At 30.2% G+C, this 23,458-nt stretch carries 22 protein-coding genes; 21 read left to right on the forward strand and 1 reads right to left on the reverse strand.

The window, feature by feature from the left end:
- The 7 genes from glgA to NH286_RS02350 all read left to right on the forward strand — a co-directional run bounded on the left by glgA (window position 1) and on the right by NH286_RS02350 (window position 10,645).
- A complete protein-coding gene (gene glgA / locus NH286_RS02320; protein WP_106460181.1) occupies window positions 1-1,431 on the forward strand; it encodes a glycogen synthase GlgA in 1,431 nt (476 codons plus the stop codon).
- Window positions 1,432-1,439: 8 nt separating this feature from the next.
- The gene (locus NH286_RS02325; RefSeq protein ID WP_265236568.1) at window positions 1,440-3,719 is read left to right on the forward strand and encodes a glycogen/starch/alpha-glucan phosphorylase; all 2,280 of its coding nucleotides are present in this window, start codon (window positions 1,440-1,442) and stop codon (window positions 3,717-3,719) included.
- Window positions 3,682-5,589, forward strand: a complete 1,908-nt coding sequence (pulA, locus tag NH286_RS02330; protein ID WP_265236570.1) for a type I pullulanase — start codon at window positions 3,682-3,684, stop codon at window positions 5,587-5,589. The genes NH286_RS02325 and pulA overlap by 38 nt, the downstream gene beginning before the upstream one ends.
- Window positions 5,579-7,273 carry a phospho-sugar mutase gene (locus tag NH286_RS02335; RefSeq protein ID WP_265236573.1) on the forward strand — a complete coding sequence of 565 codons (1,695 nt, stop codon included), beginning with the start codon at window positions 5,579-5,581 and terminating at the stop codon, window positions 7,271-7,273. The genes pulA and NH286_RS02335 overlap by 11 nt, the downstream gene beginning before the upstream one ends.
- A 94-nt stretch (window positions 7,274-7,367) precedes the next feature.
- A complete protein-coding gene (locus NH286_RS02340; RefSeq protein ID WP_106460185.1) occupies window positions 7,368-7,871 on the forward strand; it encodes an FHA domain-containing protein in 504 nt (167 codons plus the stop codon).
- On the forward strand, window positions 7,864-9,132 hold the full coding sequence (locus tag NH286_RS02345; RefSeq protein WP_106460186.1) for an FtsW/RodA/SpoVE family cell cycle protein: 1,269 nt from the start codon (window positions 7,864-7,866) through the stop codon (window positions 9,130-9,132). The genes NH286_RS02340 and NH286_RS02345 overlap by 8 nt, the downstream gene beginning before the upstream one ends.
- A complete protein-coding gene (locus tag NH286_RS02350; RefSeq protein WP_265236577.1) occupies window positions 9,122-10,645 on the forward strand; it encodes a peptidoglycan D,D-transpeptidase FtsI family protein in 1,524 nt (507 codons plus the stop codon). Before NH286_RS02345 ends, NH286_RS02350 begins: the two co-directional genes overlap by 11 nt.
- On the opposite strand, the gene NH286_RS02355 is transcribed toward NH286_RS02350, so the two are convergent.
- Complete coding sequence (locus tag NH286_RS02355; RefSeq protein WP_106460188.1) at window positions 10,646-11,431, reverse strand: NAD(+)/NADH kinase; 786 nt, start codon at window positions 11,429-11,431, stop codon at window positions 10,646-10,648.
- Window positions 11,432-11,471: 40 nt separating this feature from the next.
- Here NH286_RS02355 and NH286_RS02360 point away from each other — a divergent pair, with 40 nt between their 5' ends.
- The 14 genes from NH286_RS02360 to NH286_RS02425 all read left to right on the forward strand — a co-directional run bounded on the left by NH286_RS02360 (window position 11,472) and on the right by NH286_RS02425 (window position 23,456).
- Window positions 11,472-12,314 carry an RluA family pseudouridine synthase gene (locus tag NH286_RS02360; RefSeq protein ID WP_265236580.1) on the forward strand — a complete coding sequence of 281 codons (843 nt, stop codon included), beginning with the start codon at window positions 11,472-11,474 and terminating at the stop codon, window positions 12,312-12,314.
- Window positions 12,315-12,588: 274 nt separating this feature from the next.
- The gene (locus NH286_RS02365) at window positions 12,589-13,194 is read left to right on the forward strand and encodes a YtxH domain-containing protein (RefSeq protein ID WP_106460190.1); all 606 of its coding nucleotides are present in this window, start codon (window positions 12,589-12,591) and stop codon (window positions 13,192-13,194) included.
- A gap of 19 nt (window positions 13,195-13,213) precedes the next feature.
- Entirely contained in the window at window positions 13,214-13,657 is a 444-nt protein-coding gene (locus NH286_RS02370; protein ID WP_106460191.1) for a DUF948 domain-containing protein, read from the forward strand.
- A 47-nt stretch (window positions 13,658-13,704) separates the two neighbouring features.
- Window positions 13,705-14,709, forward strand: a complete 1,005-nt coding sequence (locus NH286_RS02375; protein WP_106460192.1) for a LacI family DNA-binding transcriptional regulator — start codon at window positions 13,705-13,707, stop codon at window positions 14,707-14,709.
- 64 nt (window positions 14,710-14,773) lie between these two features.
- The gene (locus NH286_RS02380; RefSeq protein WP_265212348.1) at window positions 14,774-15,034 is read left to right on the forward strand and encodes an HPr family phosphocarrier protein; all 261 of its coding nucleotides are present in this window, start codon (window positions 14,774-14,776) and stop codon (window positions 15,032-15,034) included.
- A 68-nt stretch (window positions 15,035-15,102) separates the two neighbouring features.
- Entirely contained in the window at window positions 15,103-16,809 is a 1,707-nt protein-coding gene (ptsP, locus tag NH286_RS02385) for a phosphoenolpyruvate--protein phosphotransferase (RefSeq protein ID WP_265236582.1), read from the forward strand.
- A gap of 26 nt (window positions 16,810-16,835) precedes the next feature.
- Complete coding sequence (locus tag NH286_RS02390) at window positions 16,836-17,729, forward strand: kanamycin kinase (protein ID WP_106460195.1); 894 nt, start codon at window positions 16,836-16,838, stop codon at window positions 17,727-17,729.
- 206 nt (window positions 17,730-17,935) lie between these two features.
- Window positions 17,936-18,775, forward strand: a complete 840-nt coding sequence (locus NH286_RS02395; RefSeq protein WP_106460196.1) for a YitT family protein — start codon at window positions 17,936-17,938, stop codon at window positions 18,773-18,775.
- A 9-nt stretch (window positions 18,776-18,784) separates the two neighbouring features.
- The gene (locus tag NH286_RS02400; RefSeq protein ID WP_106460197.1) at window positions 18,785-19,582 is read left to right on the forward strand and encodes a S1-like domain-containing RNA-binding protein; all 798 of its coding nucleotides are present in this window, start codon (window positions 18,785-18,787) and stop codon (window positions 19,580-19,582) included.
- 2 nt (window positions 19,583-19,584) lie between these two features.
- Window positions 19,585-20,331: a peptidylprolyl isomerase gene (locus NH286_RS02405; RefSeq protein ID WP_106460198.1), complete on the forward strand. Its 747-nt coding sequence runs from the start codon at window positions 19,585-19,587 to the stop codon at window positions 20,329-20,331.
- A gap of 9 nt (window positions 20,332-20,340) precedes the next feature.
- Window positions 20,341-21,729: a hypothetical protein gene (locus tag NH286_RS02410; protein ID WP_265236586.1), complete on the forward strand. Its 1,389-nt coding sequence runs from the start codon at window positions 20,341-20,343 to the stop codon at window positions 21,727-21,729.
- Window positions 21,726-22,079, forward strand: coding sequence for a DUF1292 domain-containing protein (locus tag NH286_RS02415; protein ID WP_106460200.1), 354 nt, complete (start codon window positions 21,726-21,728; stop codon window positions 22,077-22,079). The genes NH286_RS02410 and NH286_RS02415 overlap by 4 nt, the downstream gene beginning before the upstream one ends.
- A complete protein-coding gene (locus tag NH286_RS02420; protein ID WP_106460201.1) occupies window positions 22,079-23,065 on the forward strand; it encodes a TIGR01212 family radical SAM protein in 987 nt (328 codons plus the stop codon). Before NH286_RS02415 ends, NH286_RS02420 begins: the two co-directional genes overlap by 1 nt.
- Window positions 23,028-23,456: a hypothetical protein gene (locus NH286_RS02425; protein WP_106460202.1), complete on the forward strand. Its 429-nt coding sequence runs from the start codon at window positions 23,028-23,030 to the stop codon at window positions 23,454-23,456. Before NH286_RS02420 ends, NH286_RS02425 begins: the two co-directional genes overlap by 38 nt.
- Window positions 23,457-23,458 lie beyond the last annotated feature (2 nt).

The following is a 23,458-nucleotide window of genomic DNA, read 5'->3' on the forward strand; positions in this document are numbered from 1 at the left end:
ATGAATATACTTTTTCTTACTAGTGAATCAGTACCATTCATAAAAACAGGGGGCCTAGCAGATGTTGCTGGTGCCCTTCCTAAAGAACTTAAGAAAAAAGGCGTAGATATTAGAGTGGTTTTACCTCTCTATAAGAAAATCTCTGAAAGCTACAGAGAAAAGATGGAAAAAATAACTGAATTCTATGTAGATTTAGATTGGAAACACCAGTATGCAGGTGTTTATCAACTTGAATGGGATGGTGTAACATATTACTTTATAGATAATCTTGAATATTTTGATAGGGATGGGCTCTATGGTTTTGGAGATGATGCTGAAAGATTTATATTCTTCTCAAAAGCATGTACCTTATTGCCTAAAGAAATAAACTTCAAACCAGATATTATTCATTCAAATGATTGGCACACAGCCATGGTGAATGTATTTGTAAACGATTATAGAATTGGTGATCCTTATTACGATGATATAAGAACCCTATTTACAATCCACAACCTTAAATACCAAGGTGTATTTGATTCTGAAAACCTAAGATTAGCAGGTCTTGATGGTAGATACTTTAACGAAAATGACCTTAAATTTTATGATGCAATAAACTTTATTAAGGGAGGTATAATCCATGCCACCCATGTAAATACAGTATCTGAAAATTATGCAAGAGAAATCCAATATCCATTCTATGGTGAGGGCCTAGACGGGGTCATAAGACAATATAATTACAAACTAGATGGTATCGTAAATGGAATAGACTTTGATGTTTGGAATCCAAAAACTGACCAAAATCTTGCTAAAAATTATGATGTAGATTCAATTGATGATAAATACGCTAATAAAGCCTATCTACAAGAGCTCTACGGCCTTCCAGTAAGAGAAGACGTTCCAGTTTTAGGGATTGTATCAAGACTTAACGAAATGAAGGGTCTAGACTTAGTAAGGTATATATTAGATGAGTTATTGCAAGAAGATATTCAGCTAGTAGTATTAGGTACAGGTGATTATACTTATGAAGAGATGTTTAAATACTTTGAATGGAAATATCCTGACAAGGTAGCAGCAAGAATATATTATTCTGATAAGGAATCACATGATATTTATGCAGGTTGTGACTTTTACTTGATGCCATCAGTATCTGAACCATGCGGTATTAGCCAGCTCATAGCTATGAGATACGGTACTTTACCAATTGTTAGAGAAGCAGGTGGATTAAAAGATACAGTTATACCTTATAATGAATATACTGGTGAAGGAACAGGATACTCCTTTGAAAATATAAATGCTCATGAGCTATTATTTTCTATTAAAAATGCTATAAATGTTTATAATACAAATAAAGATGCACATAGAAAATTAATAACAAATGCTATGAATCAGAGAAATGATTGGGAGATGTCCTCAGAAAAATACTTAAAACTATACGAAGAGATAAAAGCTTAAGAGAAAAGATGAAAACGAATAAGGAATTAATTATAAAGAGGATACAAAGTTTTTTGTATTCTCTTTATGCGAAAAACATTGAAAATGCAAGAGTTAATGAGGTCTATGATTGCTTATGTAGGTATATGATGGAAGTAATCGGAAAAACTTGGGTTAAATCTAAAAAAATCCAAAAGGATTTAGATTATTATATCCTAAGTTTTGAATACCTACCTGGCAAATTAATCGATAGAAACATTCATAGATTAAAAATTAAAGATGAAATTGTTAAAGCCCTTGATGAAATGGGATTTGATTTTGATGAGGTTCTTGCATGTGAAAAGGAAGCGGATTTAGGTATAGGTGATATAGGAATAGGATCCTCTGCCTTGATAAATGAATTAGCCAACCACAATAAAAGAGCTGTGGCTTATGCACTAAGATATGAAAATGGCAATTTGAAGCAAAAAATTGTAGATGGAAGACAGGTTGAGTATTCTGATTTTTGGCTTGAACAAGGGTCAAACTGGGAACATAAGAAATCTTTCTCCTACATATTAGATATAGATGGTAGAAAGAACAAAACTATTGCTTATGATATGCCAATCTTAAGTGACGATGCAAGTTTTGTAAACACTCTTAGACTTTTTAAGTCAGAGGCGATAGATGCTATAAACATCGAAGATTTTTCTAGAGGTGATTTTTTAAAAGCCTATGATGATTACGTAAATATTAACTCTATAAATAAATTTCTATATATAGATGATTCCACTTATGAAGGAAAACTTCTTAGATTGAAGCAAGAATACTTTTACTCTGTAAGTGCGATTAGAGATATATTTAGAAGGCAAATTAAAAAACACGGTTCTGTTGAAAATATCGAAAAGAATATAAAGATATTTTCGCATGATATACACCCAACTCTTGCTTTGGTAGAATTTATAAGGCTACTTGTAAAAGAATATGACTATTCTTTGGATAAAGCTATAAATATGTCTAGAATAGTTTTTGATCACGTTGCCTTCTCAATTACAGATGATGGGGTTGAAAATTATGATGTAGAAATGCTTAGAAGGGTAAATCCTGAAATAATGGAAATGATTTTTGAGATACAAAAATACCTTCAAATAAAAGATAATGAGGCTAGCATCATAAAGGATGGCAGTGTTAGTTTTAGAAATATTAATAAATATCTATCAAATAAATACAATTACCTTTCAAAAATAATATCTGATAGTAGGAAAAATGATATAAATCATTCTTACCTAAATTATGGGACAGATAGGATATTATATAGTGAGTCCGGCAATACAGACCTTTTATATACATTGAAAGAGTACGGTATTAACTCGCTTTCTTATGAAGAAATCAAGAAAATAAATAAACTTAAAAACAATGAGGACTTCATTAGGTCTTTGGATAAAGTAAAGTATAGTAATAAAGGTAAGCTTGCGAAAATTGCAAAAGAATCAACTTCTGATCTAATTAATCCATACTCTATGGTAGATGTTCAGATATCTCTAATGCATGAAAGTAAAAGACAAATACTAAATTGTTTAGCAATAGCCTACAAGTATTACATGCTAAAATATAATAGCAATTTAAGACTTACACCTACGACCTATGTGTTTTCAGGCAAGGCCAATGAAGGTTATTTCATGGCAAAAGAAACTATAAAATTCATCCTAGCCCTTAAGAAGATGATTGATAAAGATAAATTCATTAGGGAAAAGATAAAGATTGTATTCTTTGAAGATTTGGACGTTGAGAAAGTTAAATTTCTGCTAGCAAGCGCAGATATTTATACTAATCTAACATTAGCAAATCTAGACAATCAGAATTTTCATATATTAAATGCTATATTTAATATGTCAAATATCTTAACTTCAAAGGGAGGCATAGTAGATAATCTTAAACAGAAGAATTCATTTTATCAGTTTGGACCAGAATTTAAAGATTTGGAAAAAATGAATAAAGAAAATTCTTACAATGCAAATGAATTTTATTATAATAGTGAAGTTGTTAAATTTACAATAGATAATCTTCTAAATGAGGACTATTCTAATTTCCCTTATAACTTCAAATTGATCTATGATCAACTTCTTATGTATAATGATTCTTTTAAAATATTTTATGATTTGGAAGAGTTAATAAATACAAGAAAAATCATAGAAAAAGATTATTTGAATGTAAATAAGTGGGTTAATAATGAGCTGGAAAACATATTATGGGCGAATAATTTTAGATTGGATGATGTAATTAATAAAGCCTATGACTTTAACACAAGAAAAAATAAATTTAACTTATGAAGATATAAAAGATATAAAATTAGGAGCAAATTATAATAAATCATACACAGAGTTTAGGGTCTTTGCTCCAAATAGAAACAAGATTGACCTAGTATTAACTGATGATTATAAAAAAGTTAGAAGAGACATTTACCCCTTAAAAAAAGATGATATGGGTGTATTTTCTCTAAGGCTTGAAGGTGATTTTAATGGATATTTCTATAATTATATAATAGAAGATGAATTTGAAGTAACAGATCCATATTCATATTCGGCATCAATAAATTCACTTTATTCAGCTGTGGTTGATTTAAAAGAAACAGATCCCGAAGGATTTAGAAATCTTGATATACCAAATATTGAAGAAAATGATGCTATCATTTATGAGATGAGCATAAAAAACTATACAGCAGATAAGTCAAGTGGAGTTTTTAATAGGGGTAAATATTTAGGACTTACTGAGAGAAGCACTAGCTATAAAAATATTAAAACAGGTCTTGATAATATTCTTGAACTTGGTATAAGTCACGTTCAGATTTTACCTTTTTATGACTTCATAACAGTTGATGAGAGAAGCGATGCATTTTTTGATGACGATAATTACAATTGGGGATATGATCCAGAATTATATTTCGTGCCAGAAGGGTCTTTTGCATCTGGCCCATATGATCCAAAATCAAGAATAAGGGAAGCAAAAAATATGGTTAAATCTTTCCATGAAAATGGAATAGGAGTAATCATGGATGTAGTTTTTAACCACACCTACAAAACCGTAGACTCAAATTTAAATACCCTTGCTCCTAGCTACTACCATAGGGCAAATCCCGATGGATCATTTTCAAATGGATCAGGATGTGGTAATGAAGTTGCAAGTGAGAAACCATTTGTAAGAAAGCTAATAATAGATTCTTTACTTTATTGGGCCAAGGAATATAAGATTGATGGTTTTAGATTTGATTTGATGGCCTTAATTGATTTAGATACAATTAAACTTGCCATTAAAGAACTTAGGAAGATTAATCCAAATATACTAATATATGGTGAGCCTTGGATGGCTTTAGGAACTACTTTAAGCCCTGATTTACAAATCTGGAAGGGGGCACAAAGGTCAAATAAATTTGGTGTTTTTAACGATACTTTTAGGGATGCTATAAAGGGAGATGCAAACTCATACGGTAGAGGCTATATTCAAGGTATCTATTCACTAAAAAAGGAAATTGAATTAGGAATAGCAGGATCAATAAACTATTCAGAAGATAGGATAGGCTTTGCAGATGACGCTAGTGAGACAATTAACTACTTTAACTGTCATGATAATTTAATCCTATTTGATAAATTATCGATATCGCTAGATAGCACAGAAAATATTGATTCTTATGTCAAATTAGCATTGGCTATAGTCATGCTATCTTTTGGCAAACCATTTTTATACGAAGGTAACGAGTTTAATAACAGCAAGAAAAACGACGCAAATTCATATAATTCGCCTTTATCAATAAATGCTATCAACTGGCAAGAGAAGGAAGCCAATTACGACGTATTTAATTACACAAAAGAACTAATAAACTTAAGGAAGTCAATAGATGTATTCTCTCATACAAGTGAGGAATTCATAAGGAAGAAATTAAAGTTCATTGATGATTTAGACGACTCAATTGTTGGCTACCTACTAGATAGTGAGTATTTAATTTTCATTAATGCCAATTGTAATGACATGTATATAAGTGCAGAAACTTTAAAGTCATCTATAGAAGATATAAATTCTAAAAAAATTGAAAAAGTTTTTGATAAAGAGGGTAAGAATAATATAGGTATTGATATAGAAAGTGGACTAAGTTTAGATTCACTATCAGTAAATGTATATAAAATAGGAGAAGCAGATGGACTATAAGAAAAATTTTGAAACTTGGTACAAGGATGATAGGTTTGATGAAGAAACTAGAAAAGAGCTAGAATCAATCAAAGATAATGATGAAGAAATCAAAGATAGGTTTTATCAATCTTTAAAATTTGGTACAGCAGGTCTTAGGGGAAAACTAGGTGCTGGCACTAACAGGATGAATAATTATATGGTAGCTCAAGCAACCCAAGCTTTTGCAGATACAATCTCAGAAGGTGGGGAAGAAGCCAAAAAACGTGGTGTAGCAATTGCTTATGACGTTAGACATATGTCAAAAGAATTTGCGAAGATTACTGCTGAAGTATTTGCTGCTAATGGAATAAAAGTTTATATCCACAAAGAAATTCAACCAACACCAGTATGCTCATTTACTATAAGAGAGCTTAATTGTGTTGCAGGTGTAATGGTAACAGCATCACATAACCCTAGAGAATACAACGGTTATAAGGCTTATAATGAAGAAGGCAGCCAAATAATGGATGAGACGGCTAACAAAATTTTAGGCTATATCGCAGATCACCAAGACTTTTTTGAAATAAAAAGACTAGACTTTGAAAAGGGTCTTGAAGATGGAATAATCGAATATGTAAGTGATGAACTTATAGAAAAATATGTATCACTAATCAAAGATTGTACAATCCATGATGAAGGCATAGATAAAAATATCAGTGTTGTTTATTCTCCATTAAATGGAACTGGAAATAAGCTAGTTAGAAGAATACTTAAGGAAAGAGGATTTACAAATATTCACGTAGTAAAAGAACAAGAAAATCCTGACCCTGACTTTACTACAGTTGGTTATCCAAACCCTGAAGATCCAAAAGCTTTCAAATATTCAGAAAAATTAGGAGTAGAAACTAAGGCAGAATTATTACTTGCCACAGACCCGGATGCAGATAGGTGTGCTGTAGAAGTATTAGATAAAGATGGAAGCTATAAGTTCCTAACTGGTAACCTTATAGGCTCACTACTTACAAATTATGTCTTATCAGGCCTATCTGAAAAAGGCGAACTTCCAGAAAATCCTGCAGTTGTAAAATCAATAGTTACCACAGATTTAGTAGCACCGATTGCTAATAAATATGGAGTTGCTAAATATGATGTTCTAACAGGCTTTAAAAACATTTATGATAAGGCTAACGAACTAGAAAGAGAAAATACAGGTAAATATGTATTTGGTTTTGAAGAATCAATTGGATATAACTACAAAGATTTTGTAAGAGACAAAGATGCTGTTAACTCTGCTATGTTGATAACAGAAATGGCAGCTTACTATAAGAGCCAAGGTAAATCTTTAATTGACGTAATTAATGAAATTTATGAAGAACATGGATATTATTCAAACGAAGTTGTATCAATCACACTTGAAGGTGTAGATGGTCAAGAAAGAATAGCTAGAATAATGTCTGAAGTTAGAGAAAATCCTATCAAAGAAATTGGTGGAGATAAGATTGATAGCCTAATTGATTATCAAAACGATGATACTGGACTACCAAAATCTAACGTATTAAAATACTTCTTCGAAGATGGATCTTGGGTAACACTTAGACCATCAGGTACAGAACCAAAAATCAAAATCTATGTTAACTCTATAGCTTCAAGTATGGATAAGGCAAAAGCTAAAAAAGATACTATTATTAAATTCATGGAAGATATAATAGATTCTATCCATTAAATATAAGGCCTCAGGTTTATCCTGAGGTTTTTTTATTTTATACTTGAAATTAAGATTAAAATATCATAATATATAGCCAAGGAGTATTAAATATATGGAAAACTTTTTTAATCTTATTGATAAAATATTTTCAATAAATGTATTTGGAAATTTAACTTTATATCAATTATTATCAACAATATTAAAGTATCTCTTTGTTTTTGTTGTTTTTTATTTCATATATTCTATTATCAGAATTATATATTACGATGTAAGAACAACACTTAAGAAAGAACAGGAACATGATGCCTATTTAAACCTAATAAATAAATATGATGGCTTTAATTTTGAAGTTCAAGAATATTATTTTTTGGGAGAAAATAACACAATAGGGCGTGATAAGAAAAATACAATAGAAATAAATGATAAATATCTTTCTAAGTTTCACGCTAGAATCTTGCAAGATGAGGATATGTATTTTTTAGAAGATTTAAAATCTGCTAATGGAACATATTTAAATGATGAGAGAATTGAAGATGCCATAGAACTAAAATCGGGAGATGTAATCAGACTTGGCTCCTTAAAATTCTTATTTGAACAGGATGAAAAAGATGTTTAAGAAATTAGATAATCCAGAAAAATCAATGGTACACTCCAGAGCTAAGGCAAACATCTTATTATTTATATTTGAGTTTTTGAGTTTATCTTTGGCTATGATTTTTAATATAGAAAATTTGACTAATATTGATTTTTATACCTATATAGCCATATTGATAGTTACCTTGCTGGTATCATTTTTAGTAGATAAGTTTACAAAGTCTGATAATATATTGTTATTGATTGTAAATATGTTATTTTCAATTGGTGTTGCAATAATTTATAGACTTGACCCAAAGCTTGGTAGAAGACAGTTACAATTTTATTTAGCTGGAGTGGTTTTATTTTTCCTCACCTACTTTATCTTAAAATCATTTAAGTTTTGGGATAAGTTGATTTTGTTTTATGCTGGCGTGTCAATAGTCTTGTTTATTCTAACTCTTGTATTCGGTACTTATTTAGGTGGGGCAAAGAACTGGATTGTTATTAAAAATATAATTACAATACAACCATCAGAGTTTATAAAAGTACCTTTGGCCTTTTTCATAGCTAGTTTTTATGCAAATTTCAATAAAATTAGCTTAAAACCATTTGGAAGATACTTTATGAATTTTATAATTTATGTTTTTATAGGATTTTTATTTCTTCAAAAAGACTTGGGAACTGCGCTTATATTTTTTGGTACACTTATAGTAAGTCAGTTTGTATATGAAAAAGATAGAAGATTAATATTTATCAATATGTTCTTTATGATAATAGGTTCAATAGTGGCTTATTTTCTATTTGGCCATGTTAGGATAAGAGTAAGCACTTGGCTTGATCCTTGGTCAGATATAAATGTTACAGGCTATCAGATAACCCAAGCCCTCTTTGCTACAGCAAGCGGTGGCCTATTTGGTACTGGTATAGGCTTAGGTCATCCTGATTATGTGCCGGTTGCTGAGTCTGATTTCATTTTTTCTGCTATATGCGAAGAGATGGGAATCTTCATGGGTATTGGAGTTGTTTTATTATTTATGATCCTAGTATATAGGGCCTTAAAAATATCCTTAACCCAACAGGTAAAGTTCTACTCGGTCTTAGCTTTTTGCATAGGGGTTTTATTTGCCTTGCAAACCCTAATAATCCTAGGCGGAGTACTTAAGATAATTCCACTTACAGGCGTAACCCTACCGTTTATTAGTCAAGGTGGATCTTCAATGCTTGCAGGTTTTATTCTTTTAGGATGTTTGCAGTATTGTGGGGAAGAAGTAAACATTGGAGGGTCTAAGAATGTCAAATAATAAAAATAATAAGAAAAAAAGATCTTCTAATATATCATTCATTGATAAAATCAAAAAAATAGAGCAAGATCAAAGGATAAAGGATAACTCAAGGTTAAAAGTTTTGTCAAAATCAACCTTAAATAAGAGACTTATTTTTATAATGGTCGTATTTGTCCTATTGTTTATGCTACTGGCCTTATATTTGGTTTATTTTCAGCTGTTTAAGGCGAAAAAAATCGCGGATAATTCTAATAATAGAAGGTTATGGCTAAATGAAGATTTGATTCATAGGGGAAGTATATTTGATAGAAATGAAAATCTTATGGTTTATAGCCAGGATGATGGGCAAGGAAAGCAAGTAAGAATTTATAACTATCCTTTAGCAAGCGCAAGTGTAACCGGCTATTCGTCTAAAACCTATGGAAAGACTGGTATAGAAAAATCATATAATAGACAGTTACTTGCCTTATCTGATGAAAACTTCAGCCAATTTAGAAAAATGGTTGTAAAAAATGACACGGGAAACGACCTTCATTTAAGTTTAGATCAACATATTCAAAATATAGTTTATGCCTATCTTTCAAATTATAAGGCTGCATGTGTAATAATGAAACCTAATACTGGAGAAGTATTAGCAATGGTTTCAACGCCTACTTTTAATCCTAATTCTGTTGATACTGATTGGAATAATTTGATACAAACAGACGATGGTAGACTTATAAATAGGACAACACAGGGCTTATATAGGCCAGGTTCTGCTTATAAAATTATAACCGCAACCTCTATTGTAGATAATAATATAAATCAAGAATATAAAGACACTGGTAGCCAAGAGATTCAAGGCTACGAAATTAAAAACTATGGTGATCAAATATTTGGCAATCTTAATCTAAGAAGTGCTTTTATAAACTCTGCAAATACATATTTTGCTGCCAAAGCACATGATTTAGGTAAAGATAAACTTGCAAAGACGAGTGAAAAATTTATGTTTAATAAACAGTATGACTTTGATATAGACGTAAGCAAATCTATTATACCATTTGATGAACTTAATCAAGCTGACCTAGCTATGACTGGCTTTGGATATGGAAAAACGCAGATGACACCACTTCATATGGCTATGATTACATCTGCTATTGCAAACAATGGGATAATGCAAAAGCCAAGACTTGTGAACCAAATAACAAATAAAGATAAAAAAATAATATTTCAAGCGGAAAACGAAGTTTTATCTAAGGTAACTAGCAAAGATACAGCCGAAAAAATTAGAGATATGATGGTAGGAGTAGTAAATGAAGGAACAGGAACGGCAGCCTATTTAGATTCAATTCAAATCGCTGGCAAGACAGGAACTGCAGATAAGAGCGATGGCAATGTAGATGCTTGGTTTGTAGGTTTCGCTCCAGCATATGACCCAAAGCTTGCTATAGCTCTCTTAATAGAAGATAGCAAGGGCACTGGTGGGGAGACTGCAGCACCCATAGCTAGAAATATCATAAGAGATATTATAAATACAATATCATTTGATTGATCACATAAGCTTATTTTTAATATTAGTCCAATAGTGGTTTTTATTAAGAATAAGCTTGTTTATTTTTTTTGAAGAAACTTTTATCCTAATTTTGTAGTCTTTGGTATTTAATTCCCTACCATCAAAGATAAATATTGTATGGTAGTTGTCTCTTTTAGAAACCACAATATCAATGCTCGCATCATTAGGTAAGACTACTGGACATTTTAGGGAATTGTTAAGATTAGAATATACAGGCGCTACAGGTGTTAGCTGAAAACCATTTAAGGATTGGTGTAATATAGCACCGTTACTAGATAGGTTATAGGCTGTAGACCCATGAGGAGTAGAAATTATTAGGCCATCCCCTGCATAAGATTCTATAAAATTACCATCTATAAAGACCTTAAGTCTTACAATCTGATTTTTATTTGATTTGACAACTACTTCATTAATTGCTTTAAATGATCTATTGTTTACCTTAGATTCTAGAACAGTAAGCTCTTCGATTAAAAAGTCATTTTTGGTATATCTCTTAACAAAATCTTCAATCATGTCTACTTCAATTTCTTGATAGAAACCTAAATGACCAGTATTAATACCAATAAAAGGTATTTCAGAAAATTCTGATTGATGTACAGCACTTAAAAATGTTCCGTCTCCACCGATAACCAAATTTAGAACAGCCCTATCATCGTATGAAGTGCTTACACTATAGCCATATTTTTGAAAAATCTTTTTAGTTTTGTGGAAAATTGCATTACTATATTTTGATTTGTTTTTAAAAATGTTTATAATATTTGTCATATGATGTCCTCTCATATATCATTATAACATAGGAGTAGCCATGATATATATAGAAATTAAGAATATTAACGAAAAAACAATAAAAACCTTATTAAAAAATAATCATTTTTCAAAAAGGGCTATTGATAAGTTGCTAAAAAACGGATTATTACTTAATAATCAAGATATAAAATCAAATGTTAAAATAAAAAAGAATGACCTTATAAAAGTACCGGTTGATAATGAAGAACTCGACTATAAGGCAGTGACAGGAAAACTGAATATAAAATATGAAGATGACAATCTAATAATAATTTCAAAAGACTCTAACATAACGGTAAACTCAAATGGACAAGTAAGTCTTGCAAATTATATTGCTTATTATTTTAAGGAAAATAATATAAAATCAAAAGTAAGATTTATAAATAGACTTGATATGAATACATCGGGTCTAATAATGATAGCAAAAAATTCTTATGCCCAATCCTTTTACCAAAAAGAAATTGAAGATAACAATCTTATAAAAAAATATATTGCTTATGTTGAAGGAGAACTTAATATTAATAAACTCTATAAAATAAAGCTAGCTTATGATGAGAGATCAAAAAGACATGACAAAGCAAAAGATGGAAAACTTGCTATTACTCATTTTAAAACTTTAGAAACAAATGAAAAATATTCAATTATAGAATGCGATATAATGACAGGTAAGACACATCAAATTAGGTCATCTCTTAGATACTTAGGTCACCCAATAATAGGTGATAAATTATATGGTTCAAATTTTGATTATGAAAGATTTTTATTACATTCTTATTATTTAAAATTTAATGTTTTTTTAAAAAAGGAAAGTATTACCATAAAAGATTATCCTGATTTTGAGGGATTTGTTAATAAAATATGAAAATATTTTTCTTGCAAAAAAATTAAAAATATATTATAATAGGGTTATCCTAAGGACAAGGTCCAATTTAAACCTACAGCTTTTATAAGGGATTGCGGAGTTCTAACTTCTATGACAAGCCTCCTTAGAGTGGAAGTCAGATGATTTTAGACAGCTTGCCCACCTTCACATACGGGAAGGTCTTAAAGTAAGGGCCACCTTAGGATAATTTTTTGTTTTAAAAAACTTATATTTGGGTAATAAGTAATAAGACTAAAATACAAAGGAGAATTATATGTCAATAGCAGATTATATTGAAAGCAGAGCGAAAGCTAAACAAAGAGAAATAAAATATGAAATTTGGAAAGCAAAAAACCGTGATAGCAGAATGAGAGGCCAAGGAGCCTTAGCGGGATTATTGGTAGGTGCTGCAGCTGGTTTATTACTCGCTCCAAAATCTGGTAAAGAAACTAGAGAGGATATCAAGGAAGCTTTTAATGATACAGTAGATACTGTAAAAGAAACTACCAGTGATGTTATAGATCAAGCAAAAGATGGATATGAAGATTTAAAATATAGAGCATATACTGATCTTCAACCAATCAAAGATGGTATAGAATATAGCGCAGAAGTAGCTAAAGATACTGGTAGACAAATTAAAGATGCTTCTAAGAATGTGAAAAATTCACTTGCAGAAGGCGCAAAAGATGTTAAAGAAATAGTAAAAGAAAGCGCCGGAGAAATATCAAAAGTTGCTGATGAAAAGAAAGATGAAATCTCTAAAGAAGCATCAGAAACAAAAGAAGTAGTTAAAGAAGACGCTAAAGAAGTAAAAGATGAAGCTAAAGAAACAGCACAAAAGGTAAAAGAAAACGATAAAAAAGCAAGCCAAAACAAGTAAAAAGTCAAGGAGATCATAAATGCAAGTAACGATAGATTTTAATCTTCTCGGCAATATTATCATAACAATCTTAGCTATACTAGCTCTAGTTTTCTTAGTATTAGTACTAGTTAAAGTGAATAAATTGTTAGGAAGCGCTCAAAAAGTTTTAGATAAAAACTCAAATAACATAGATCAAGTAATTGAAAAATTACCTGATTTAACTAACCAAGCACACGATTTAGTAAATAATGTAAATGGCATTGTTACAGATCCTAATCTAAAAATGGCAATAGCAAAAGTAAATGAAACTATGACAAGTGTAAATAGCATAACAGATGATATAAAAGATACCGTCAATTATGTTGGAATAACTGCTGTTGATAGTGTCGATACTTTTGGAGCAGGTGTCGCATCAATTACTGATTATTCATCATTGATAATGGATGTTATCGATATCGTAAGAAACGTAATTGCAGGTTAAGATTTAAGCCATCAAAATTGATGGCTTTTGTGCTGAATGGAGGAGTTATGGGACAACCAACAATTAAAGACGTTGCTAAGCTTGCGGGAGTGTCAATTTCGACAGTCTCAAGAGTAATGAACAATTCAAAACCAGTAAGTCCTGAGGCTAGAAGAAAAGTTGTTGACGCTATTAACAAATTAGACTTTAAACCTAATGAGTTAGCCAGATCTTTAGTAATGAGAAAATCTAATCTAATAGGCGTAATTGTAAAAGACATCGGTATCGAGTATATGGCCCAACTTATTAGAGGTATTGAAGAAATAGGTAGAGTATATAAGTATGATATTATCTTATCATCTTCATATGGAGAGGATAAACAGCTTGAAAACTCTATAGATTTTTTAGCTACTAAACAAGTTGAAGGTTTAGTTATTATAACAGAAGATATATCTACAGAAGTTTTAGTCAAACTTAGGGAAACAAAAATTCCTTTTGTACTTCTAGATAAGTATCATTCTTATAAAAACATAAAAACAGTAAAAATTGATTTTGAATCTGAAGAAAATAGACTAGTACAGTCATTGACTCAACAAGGTCATAAGAAAATATTATTTGTTGCAGATAAGGAACAAAATGTAATTAACGATTCAATGGTAAAAGGTTACGAAAGTGCAGTAGGAGCTGATAATTCTTATATTTTAAGGATTGATGGTATAACAAGCGATGATGGTTATAGAATGGCTGACCAGGCTATAGAATTAATTAAAAAGGAATCTATAACCGCTGTTGCCTGCGTAAATGATGAAATAGCTATTGGATTTATGAACTACTGTGTTGATAATGGAATAAAAGTTCCAGATGACCTATCAGTAGTTGGATTTGGAGACAGTAAAATAGCAAGCGTCTATAGACCAAAGCTTACTACAGTTTCAATTCCTTATTACGATATTGGAGCTATATCTATCAGAGCTCTTATAAAAAGGATAAAGCAAGAAGGTGAGATTCTTGTTGATGATTGGGTAATAGATGCTCAAATACATCAAAGAGAATCATCTAAAGTTATAAATTAATTAATTGTTAAAGTCATAAAATAAAGTACAATATAAATATGAAAAACATTTTAGGAGGATTTTAATGGCAGAAAGAACAGTAGTAGTTACAAATGAAACAGGTTTACACGCAAGACCAGCAGCATCATTAGTACAATTCGTAAAAAACTATCCAGGAGAAGTAACAATCATAAAAGAAGATAAAGAAGCAAATGCAAAGAGTATCTTCAACGTTATGAGCCTAGGCATTGCTAAAGGTACAGAAATCAAACTTGTAGTTGATGGCGATGATGATGAAAAATTCGCTGATGAACTTGTTGAATTTGTAGAAAACTTAGCTGAATAATATAAAATCTATAAAAGGATACTTTCGTAGTATCCTTTTTTTAGAATACGATAAAGGAGAAATAGCATATGACTAAGACATATGAAGGTCTAAAAGCCAGTACAGGCTATGCAATTGGTAATATATACTTATTTACCAGAGAAGAAATTGAAATTGACAAAAGTACTATTAGTGAAGAATTAAAAGCCTCTGAATTTGAAAAGGTTAAGGATGCTATTAATTCATATGTGGAAGAGCTAAGCAATTTAGAAAACCCGACAGAAGCACAAATAAATATAGCAAATGCCCACAAAGAATTACTTCAAGATCCATATTTTTCAGATACAATAGAATCCAAGATAAAAAATGAATTAAAAAATAAAGAACAAGCTCTTGATGAAACCATTAGAGAAATGGTTGAAATAATGAGCGCCTTAGATGATGAATATCTAAAGGAAAGAGCAAGCGATTACCAAGATATTGGATACCAAGTTATGTATAAATTAAAAGGTATAAAACCTAAAGATTTATCTAAGCTTGAAAAACAATCAATAATTATTTCTAAAGAACTAACTCCAAGTGATACAGCTAATATGGATAAAGAAGCAGTGGTAGGTTTTGCAACAGATTTAGGTGGTAAAACAAGTCATACTTCAATAATCGCCCAAACTTTAGACATGCCAGCCTTAGTAGGTATGGGAGATGTTTCTACAAAAGTTGCAGGTGGAGAAAAAGCTATATTAGATGGCAATAAGGGAATTCTTATAGTTGATCCAAGTGATGAAGAGTTGGAAAAATATGAAAGTCTAATTAAAGAACAAGTTGAAAAGAAAGAAAGACTAAAAACTATAAAAGATAAGAAAGCTATCACAAAAGATGGAAAGCATATAGAGGTTTCTGCTAATATCGGAAATATAGAAGATTTGAAACTTGCTATAGAAAATGGTTGTGATGGTGTTGGATTATTTAGAACTGAATTCTTATATATGGAAAATACTAATTTCCCAACTGAAGAAGAACAGTTTGAAGTCTATAAAGAAGCTACTGAAATGCTTGGAGAAAAACCGCTTATAATTAGGACTCTAGACATAGGTGGCGATAAGGGACTTGACTATTTTAAATTCCCTGTTGAAGAAAATCCGTTCTTGGGTTATAGAGCTATTAGACTATGCTTAGATAAAGAAGATATTTTTAAAACCCAACTAAGGGCTCTAGTTAGAGCTTCTGCATATGGAAATCTAAAGATAATGATTCCATTTGTAGTCAATATAGATGAACTTAAGTCATCAATTGAATTAATTGAAGAAATTAAAAAAGACCTAGATAAAGAAGGTACTGCTTATAATAAAGACCTAGATGTCGGAATAATGGTAGAAACATCTGCATCTATAATCATGGCAGATAAATTTATAAAATATGCTGATTTCTTCTCAATTGGTACTAATGACTTAACCCAATATACCCTAGCAGTAGATAGAGGAAATGAAAATATTGCTCATATGTACTCAAACTATAATCCTGCAGTTTTAAGAGCTATAAAACATGTTATAGATGTATCGCATGAAGCAGGGAAATGGACAGGTATGTGTGGAGCCTTTGCTGGTGATACAGAAGCAACAAAATTACTACTAGGTCTAGGTCTAGATGAGTTTTCTGGATCTTCTGCAAAGATTGCAGAAATTAAAGATACTATATTAAAATCAAGTTTATCTGAAGAAGAAGAATTTGCTAAGAAAGCAATTGATCAAGAACTAACAAGCGATGTAGAAAAGATGGTTATTGAACATAATAAATAAATTGAATTAAATGAAGGTGATTTCTCATGCCTAATGATATAAAAAAGATATTAGGGCACACTAATATTTTTAAAGATATAAACAAAGTTGATTATATAGAACAAATAGGATCTAGTAAATATAAAATTATTATAGATGAAAAAGCATATGTATTTTCTCTATATGATTTAGCTGAGTATGACGATATAAATAACGAAACCTTTGTCAATGAAATTTTAGAAAGTGCTGGTTTAAATCCTCTTGATATCTATGAAAAAGGGATTATGCCTGATATTGAAAGATCGTATAAAATATATGAATTTAGGGATGAGGTAGCCCTTAGGGATGTTCTTCAGAATGCAAATAAAGAGTTTAAAGAAGAACTTGGAGAAAAATTTGGAAAGGCCTTAAAAAGGCTACACTCTTTAAAACCTGATCAAAAGATAGATTGGAAGAAGAAGTTTCTAATAAAATCTAACCAAATATTTTATAAGCATGGTCTTGGAGAGATAAAAGATGATGATTATATTCTAACAGATTTTATAAGTGCGAATAGGCATCTTACTGAAAATACAGCCGTTAATTTGCTTTACAAAGATATTAGTGATAAAAATATTAGAGTATACAATAAAGATAATTTAGATTTAAGAGCAATCAAATCTCTAGAATACGGGGATGGAATAGTAGATTTTATTGAAATAAATAAAATTGCAATTAGTCATCCTGAATTTGCAAAAGCTACCTTATATTCATATCACGATTCTAATAAACCACCAAGAAAATTTTTTAGGCTACTAAGTCTATATCAAGCGACTGCTCTTTTAGAAGATTTAATAAACATTAGAAATAATAAAGAATCAAAATTAAAAGATAAAGAGATAGAAGCAATATTCGCTATGTATGATAATTTTAATAATATAGTCCCAAATTGGGCTGTATAAGATAGGTGCTATTGCAAAAAAGAAATAAATAATATCTATAGCAGAAATTTCTAAAAAAGCTTGCTATAAACGATTAAAGTTTAGCAAAGTAAAATGAAAAATGCTTTTAGTCTATTTATTTATCTTGCAGTAGCGCTTTTTCTTATTATTAATTGAATAATTCTTCAATTTGTGATACGATTTTAGTATAATAAATGGAGTTAGAAATGAAAAAATACTTATTAATTTTATTGGGATCATTTTTGATTGCTAGTGGTCTTTATTTCTTTTTATTAAGTAATGATATAGCTGCAGGTGGTTTATCTGGGTTTGCTCTTGTCATATCAACTGCTTTTCCAGTTCTTAACCTTGGTCTAGTCAACTTAATTTTGAATGTCATAGTTTTGATAGCAGGAGTAATATTTATTAGTTTTGACTTTGCTAAAAGATCACTGATTTCATCGCTATCTGTTTCAGGATTCATAATAATTTTTGAAATGTTTATGCCGGATATTTCTTTGAGTGATGACATAATTATTAATATCATATTTGGATCAATAATAGTATCTTTAGGATTGGGTATAGTTTTTCATCACGAAGCATCTTCTGGTGGAACAGATTTAATAGCAGCAATCCTAAATAGAAAATTCGGGTTGGCCTTACATGCATGTTTATTTATGTCGGATTTTGTAGTTGTGTCACTTTCAGCAGTGATATTTGGCACAGAGAGGGCACTATATGCAACTTTGGCAATAATGATTCAATCTGTTGGCCTTGATTATTTTATACAAGGATTCGGAAGAAAAATTGCAATTGTCGTAATTTCTGAAAAATATGATGAAATTAATAATTGTTTAATTAACAAACATGAAAGAGGAGTAACCATATTAAAGGGAGAAGGTGGATTTTCTCATAGAAATCAGGAAGTTATAATGACTGTTACTAATGTCAGACGATTCCCTTCAATTAAAGACGATATATTAACTATTGATGATAGGGCCTTTATATTTACTTATTCAGTTTCTGAAGTACTAGGTGAGGGCTTTACATTTGATTCACTAACATAGGAGAATAATATAAAACAATTTAAAATAAAAAGATTTACAAAAAATAAAGCATATCTTCAGACCAGAAAGGGAGATGCCGTTATTGATAAAGAACAAGTGAAGGGGTTAAAACAAAACGATTCAGTAGAAGCTTTTCTTTATTACGATTTAAATAATGTACTCAGAGCAACAAGAGGTTTAGCCTACAAAATTGATCATATATATTCTTTAAAAGCAGTAGAAATTGATAAAAAAGGGGTCTACTTCGAAATAAAAGGAGGCCACATATTCTTACCATTTGAGGAAAGAACATATAAAATAATTAAGGATATGACTTATCCAGTAGCTTTTAAGGAAAAAGATGGCTATGTTTTTCTGACAAGCAAAATAAGAGACTTATTATCAACCGACCACAATTTTAAAGAAAATGACACAGTGACAGGAAGAATTTACTCAATAAATAAATCAATAGGTGCTTTTGTAGCTATAGATGAAAAATATGATAGTCTCATAAGGATTAAAGAATTATCAGGGGTCTATATAGAAGGTGAGCTTGTTAAAGCTAGGGTAAAAGAAGTAAAAAGTGATGGCAAAATTGAATTATCCTTAAGAAAACGCGCCTATCTAGAAATTGACAATGATAGCGATAAGATATTAGACTATCTGTATGAAAATAAATATGTCTCACTTTCAGATAAGTCATCACCCGAAAAGATTTACTCATATTTTGCTATGAGCAAGTCTTCATTTAAAAGAGCTATAGGTAGGCTTTATAAAAACAAAGATATAATAATATACAAGGATAGGATTGAACTAAACGAAAGGTAAATATGGATAATAATAACAAATTGTTAGCTGAAGTTAATGGCAAAAAGATATATGAGCAAGACGTTTATAACTTCATGGCTAATATCGAACAAAATCAAAGATTTCAAAATGAAGAAGGCATCAAAATTTTAACTGACGAAATGGTTAATCAGGAAATACTATTAGTCGATGCTTATGAAAACAAATTTGAAGAAGATGAAGAATTTAAAAAAGAATTGAACTTAGTAAAAGATAATATGTTAAAAAACTATGCTATGCACAAAATTTTTAGTGATATTAGTGTAGATGAAGAAGAAGTCAAAAAATACTATGAAGATAATAAAAAATTATTTTCTCCCAAAAAGCTATACCAAGCAAGTCATATTTTGATTGATTCTGAGGATAAGGCCAACGACATCTATAGTGAAATCGTAGAAGGTCTTGATTTTAAAGAAGCTGCTAAAAAGTATTCAAAAGATCCTTCAGCAGCTAGTGGTGGCTCATTAGGAAAATTTCCTGAGGGAGTTATGGTTAAGGAATTTCAAGATGGTCTTGATTCATTAGAAGTAGGTGAGATTTCTAAGCCAGTTAAATCTCAATTTGGATATCATATTATAAAACTTGAAGATTTAGAAAATGAAAAAGAAAAATCTTTTGATGAATTAAAAGACCAAGTTTATCAAACATATACTATGATGAAAAGACAAGAAAAATACCTCGAGAAAATAGCAGACCTTGCGAAAAAAGTTGAGGTAAAAAAATATTACTAGGAAGTTCTTATGGGAAACGAAAGTGGAAATTCTAATTTAAAAAATTATATAGATCAATTAAAGGTTGAGATTAAAAACAAAGAAGAACTTCCAAACGTCGTAGATGCAATAATAAAAACGGCTACTGAAAAATTTTGCTCTATTGAAAAAATTGAGGATTCTTATTATATAAAAAAAGGGAATAATCCTCTCGTATTATTGCATCTAAATATAGATAGTTTATCAAAGGTATATTTTGATATTTTTGATGTCGATGATGAGGAATCAATAGTTAGCAAGTCTAATATCAATATAATTACCTCCGCTATATTAATTAATTATTTGCTAATGTATTCAGATGAATCTTTTGATGTCTTAATTACAAAGAATAATATTCAAGATAAGACGTCAGATTATTCTTTGATTAGGAGGTACTTAAGGTGTGATAATATTATAAACCTTAATTTGAGACAGGATGATTGCTTAGCAGATGAATTTTCATCTTTAATTTTATCGGTAATTAAGGTTCCTATAAAAAGATTTAGACCAAGCTATGGATTTATAAGTTATAGATTATCTATAAGTAAGCTCATTGGCGGTAGATCGGGAGAAAACATTAATAAGCTTAGACTTAATTCTATAAAGCTCATTATGAGTATTCTTAGGAAGATGAAGGCGAAAGTTGATCTTGAGATGGTCTCTATATCGGCGGGAGATAGGTATGATAATATCCCATCATATGCAGATATAGATTTTATTATAAATTCTGACTATGAAAATGAGCTGGAAAATATCTTTGATATAATAAAAAATGAAGTTATAGAAAAAAATTTAAGATATGAACCAGATATGCAGATAGAGTGTCAAAAAATTGATGATAAAAATATCGATCCTATTACAACAGAATCTTTTAATCATTTAGCTTCATTAATTGAACTATTACCATCAGGAACTTTTGCTGTAAATAGTATAGATAATCAAACTATATCATCATCAAACTTAGCTACAACTAAATCTTTGAGGCATTCAATAAATATTATTTTGGTATTGAGATCACTTACAGAAGAAAGTATGAATCAGATGCTTGAAAAAACAATTTTAGCCACTAAGATATCAGGATCGAAGTTTAATGAAAAATTGTTAATACCAAGATGGAAAAACTCTAATCACGAACTTAGAGATTGTTTTAAAGAGTCTTACAATGAGCTTTTTGATCAATCATTAGAAGTTGTTAAGACTCAGTATTCGTTAGATTCAAGCATGATATTTGACAAAGTGAATGTGAACATTGTCTCATTAGGGGTAAAATATAAACAAGATGATGAATGTTTTCATAGTCGTATTAATGATATAGAAAAAATCATAGACTTAATTGGAAAAGTGTTATCTAATATGAGAAAAAGTAAGGAGAATGTATGACTGAGGTATTGAATCTTCATGGTCATGAAGTAATCTTTAATAAGAACAAGGGTAAAGCAGTAATTGAAATCGATTTAGGCGATTCTACTGATGAGTGTCTTTTAATAGATATTTTTAGCGTAGATCAAAAAGAATATATAGCTTTATTGTCAGGAGAATCTTCAGATATCTATATATTTAATTATACTGATATATATGATAGCGAGGATATTGATTTATCAATGATTGAAGATGATGATGAAATGGATGAGGTTTATCATTTATTCTCACATTATTGGACAGATGAAATGATTGATGATTTGATTGATGAATATAATGAGGAAATTAACCAAGAAGACGAAGAAAACTAATGGCGAACATTCCTTATTATTCAGTTAGTACTTATTATAAGGATACCTATGGACAAAAAGTATATAAGCTTCCAATTAAGTTATCCTTAACTTGTCCAAATAGAGATGGTGCATGTGGTTTTGGTGGTTGTATCTATTGCTCCGAAAGTGGAGGTTCTTTTGAAAATTTACCCTCATCCATGACTGTAGATGAGCAACTTGAAAAAAACTACAAGTATATAAAAAATAAGTACAAAGCAAACAAATTTATTGCTTATTTTCAAAACTTTTCAAATACTTATATGAGTATTTTAGTGTTTAAAGATATGATTAAGGCTTGCAAAAAAGATTATATCGTAGGAATATCGATAGCTACTAGAAGTGATTGTATAAGTGAAGATAAGCTAAAATTTTTGAAAAGTTTTCACGATGAAACAGGCATTGATATAACATTTGAGTTAGGCTTACAAACAGCAAATTATAGAACTTTAAAAATATTAAATAGGGGTGAGTCCCTGGCAGATTTCATAAGTGCCTGTAAACTGATAGATAAGTACAAATTTAGGATATCAACTCATGTGATTTTGGCAATGCCTTGGGATGATATAGATGATACTATAGAAACTGCCAGAATTTTAAATGCTTTAAATGTTAAAGAAGTAAAAATTCATTCACTTTTTATTATCAAGAATACGAAATTGGCTAAGATGTATGAAAATAATGAAATAAATTTGAAAACAAAAGAAGAATATCAAAAAAACGTAGTTGAGTTTTTAAGATATATTAGCCCTGATTGTGCTATAGCAAGGCTTGTTGGTAGAGCACCTAAAGAAGACTCTATATTTTGTAACTGGGATAGGTCTCGGTGGTTAATAAGAGATGAGATCGTTACTTACATGCAAGATAACAATATTAATCAGGGCGATAAAAGCCAAAAAGAAATTTATAGAAAAATCAAGGAGGAAAATTATGATTTATTTAGTAGTAGGACAACAAGGAATAGGTAAGACAAAATATCTAGTTGAAGAAGCAAACTTAGAAAAAGAAAAAGGTAATTCAAATATAGTATTTGTTGATACTGAAGACAACCAAGTTAGAATACTTGATCATAAAATAAGACTAATTAATGCTAAATCTTACAAGATTAGATCAGTTGATTCTTTAGTTGGATTTATATCAGGTATTTTAGCAAGAGACTATGATATTGGAAAAATTTATATCGATGGTATATATGATATAGTTGATATTAATAATGATAACATTAACGATCTAATTGAAAGATTAAGTAGTCTTTCAGAATATTCTAAATCAGATATTTATCTAGGACTAGATTGGAAAAAAGAAGACGTTCCTCAAGCAGGCCAATCAGAAATCATTGAATTGAAATTAGAGGATTAATT

Source organism: Anaerococcus sp. NML200574 (assembly GCF_026131665.1).
In the GTDB taxonomy this organism is placed as follows: domain Bacteria; phylum Bacillota; class Clostridia; order Tissierellales; family Peptoniphilaceae; genus Anaerococcus; species Anaerococcus kampingae.

Excerpts from the sequence above, each read along its gene's own strand:
- glgA (WP_106460181.1), top strand. The coding sequence starts at position 1 with ATGAATATACTTTTTCTTACTAGTGAATCAGTACCATTCATAAAAACA.
- NH286_RS02325 (WP_265236568.1), top strand. The coding sequence starts at position 1,440 with ATGAAAACGAATAAGGAATTAATTATAAAGAGGATACAAAGTTTTTTG.
- pulA (WP_265236570.1), top strand. The coding sequence starts at position 3,682 with ATGACTTTAACACAAGAAAAAATAAATTTAACTTATGAAGATATAAAA.
- NH286_RS02335 (WP_265236573.1), top strand. The coding sequence starts at position 5,579 with ATGGACTATAAGAAAAATTTTGAAACTTGGTACAAGGATGATAGGTTT.
- NH286_RS02340 (WP_106460185.1), top strand. The coding sequence starts at position 7,368 with ATGGAAAACTTTTTTAATCTTATTGATAAAATATTTTCAATAAATGTA.
- NH286_RS02345 (WP_106460186.1), top strand. The coding sequence starts at position 7,864 with ATGTTTAAGAAATTAGATAATCCAGAAAAATCAATGGTACACTCCAGA.
- NH286_RS02350 (WP_265236577.1), top strand. The coding sequence starts at position 9,122 with ATGTCAAATAATAAAAATAATAAGAAAAAAAGATCTTCTAATATATCA.
- NH286_RS02355 (WP_106460188.1), bottom strand. The coding sequence starts at position 11,431 with ATGACAAATATTATAAACATTTTTAAAAACAAATCAAAATATAGTAAT.
- NH286_RS02360 (WP_265236580.1), top strand. The coding sequence starts at position 11,472 with ATGATATATATAGAAATTAAGAATATTAACGAAAAAACAATAAAAACC.
- NH286_RS02365 (WP_106460190.1), top strand. The coding sequence starts at position 12,589 with ATGTCAATAGCAGATTATATTGAAAGCAGAGCGAAAGCTAAACAAAGA.
- NH286_RS02370 (WP_106460191.1), top strand. The coding sequence starts at position 13,214 with ATGCAAGTAACGATAGATTTTAATCTTCTCGGCAATATTATCATAACA.
- NH286_RS02375 (WP_106460192.1), top strand. The coding sequence starts at position 13,705 with ATGGGACAACCAACAATTAAAGACGTTGCTAAGCTTGCGGGAGTGTCA.
- NH286_RS02380 (WP_265212348.1), top strand. The coding sequence starts at position 14,774 with ATGGCAGAAAGAACAGTAGTAGTTACAAATGAAACAGGTTTACACGCA.
- ptsP (WP_265236582.1), top strand. The coding sequence starts at position 15,103 with ATGACTAAGACATATGAAGGTCTAAAAGCCAGTACAGGCTATGCAATT.
- NH286_RS02390 (WP_106460195.1), top strand. The coding sequence starts at position 16,836 with ATGCCTAATGATATAAAAAAGATATTAGGGCACACTAATATTTTTAAA.
- NH286_RS02395 (WP_106460196.1), top strand. The coding sequence starts at position 17,936 with ATGAAAAAATACTTATTAATTTTATTGGGATCATTTTTGATTGCTAGT.
- NH286_RS02405 (WP_106460198.1), top strand. The coding sequence starts at position 19,585 with ATGGATAATAATAACAAATTGTTAGCTGAAGTTAATGGCAAAAAGATA.
- NH286_RS02410 (WP_265236586.1), top strand. The coding sequence starts at position 20,341 with ATGGGAAACGAAAGTGGAAATTCTAATTTAAAAAATTATATAGATCAA.
- NH286_RS02415 (WP_106460200.1), top strand. The coding sequence starts at position 21,726 with ATGACTGAGGTATTGAATCTTCATGGTCATGAAGTAATCTTTAATAAG.
- NH286_RS02420 (WP_106460201.1), top strand. The coding sequence starts at position 22,079 with ATGGCGAACATTCCTTATTATTCAGTTAGTACTTATTATAAGGATACC.
- NH286_RS02425 (WP_106460202.1), top strand. The coding sequence starts at position 23,028 with ATGATTTATTTAGTAGTAGGACAACAAGGAATAGGTAAGACAAAATAT.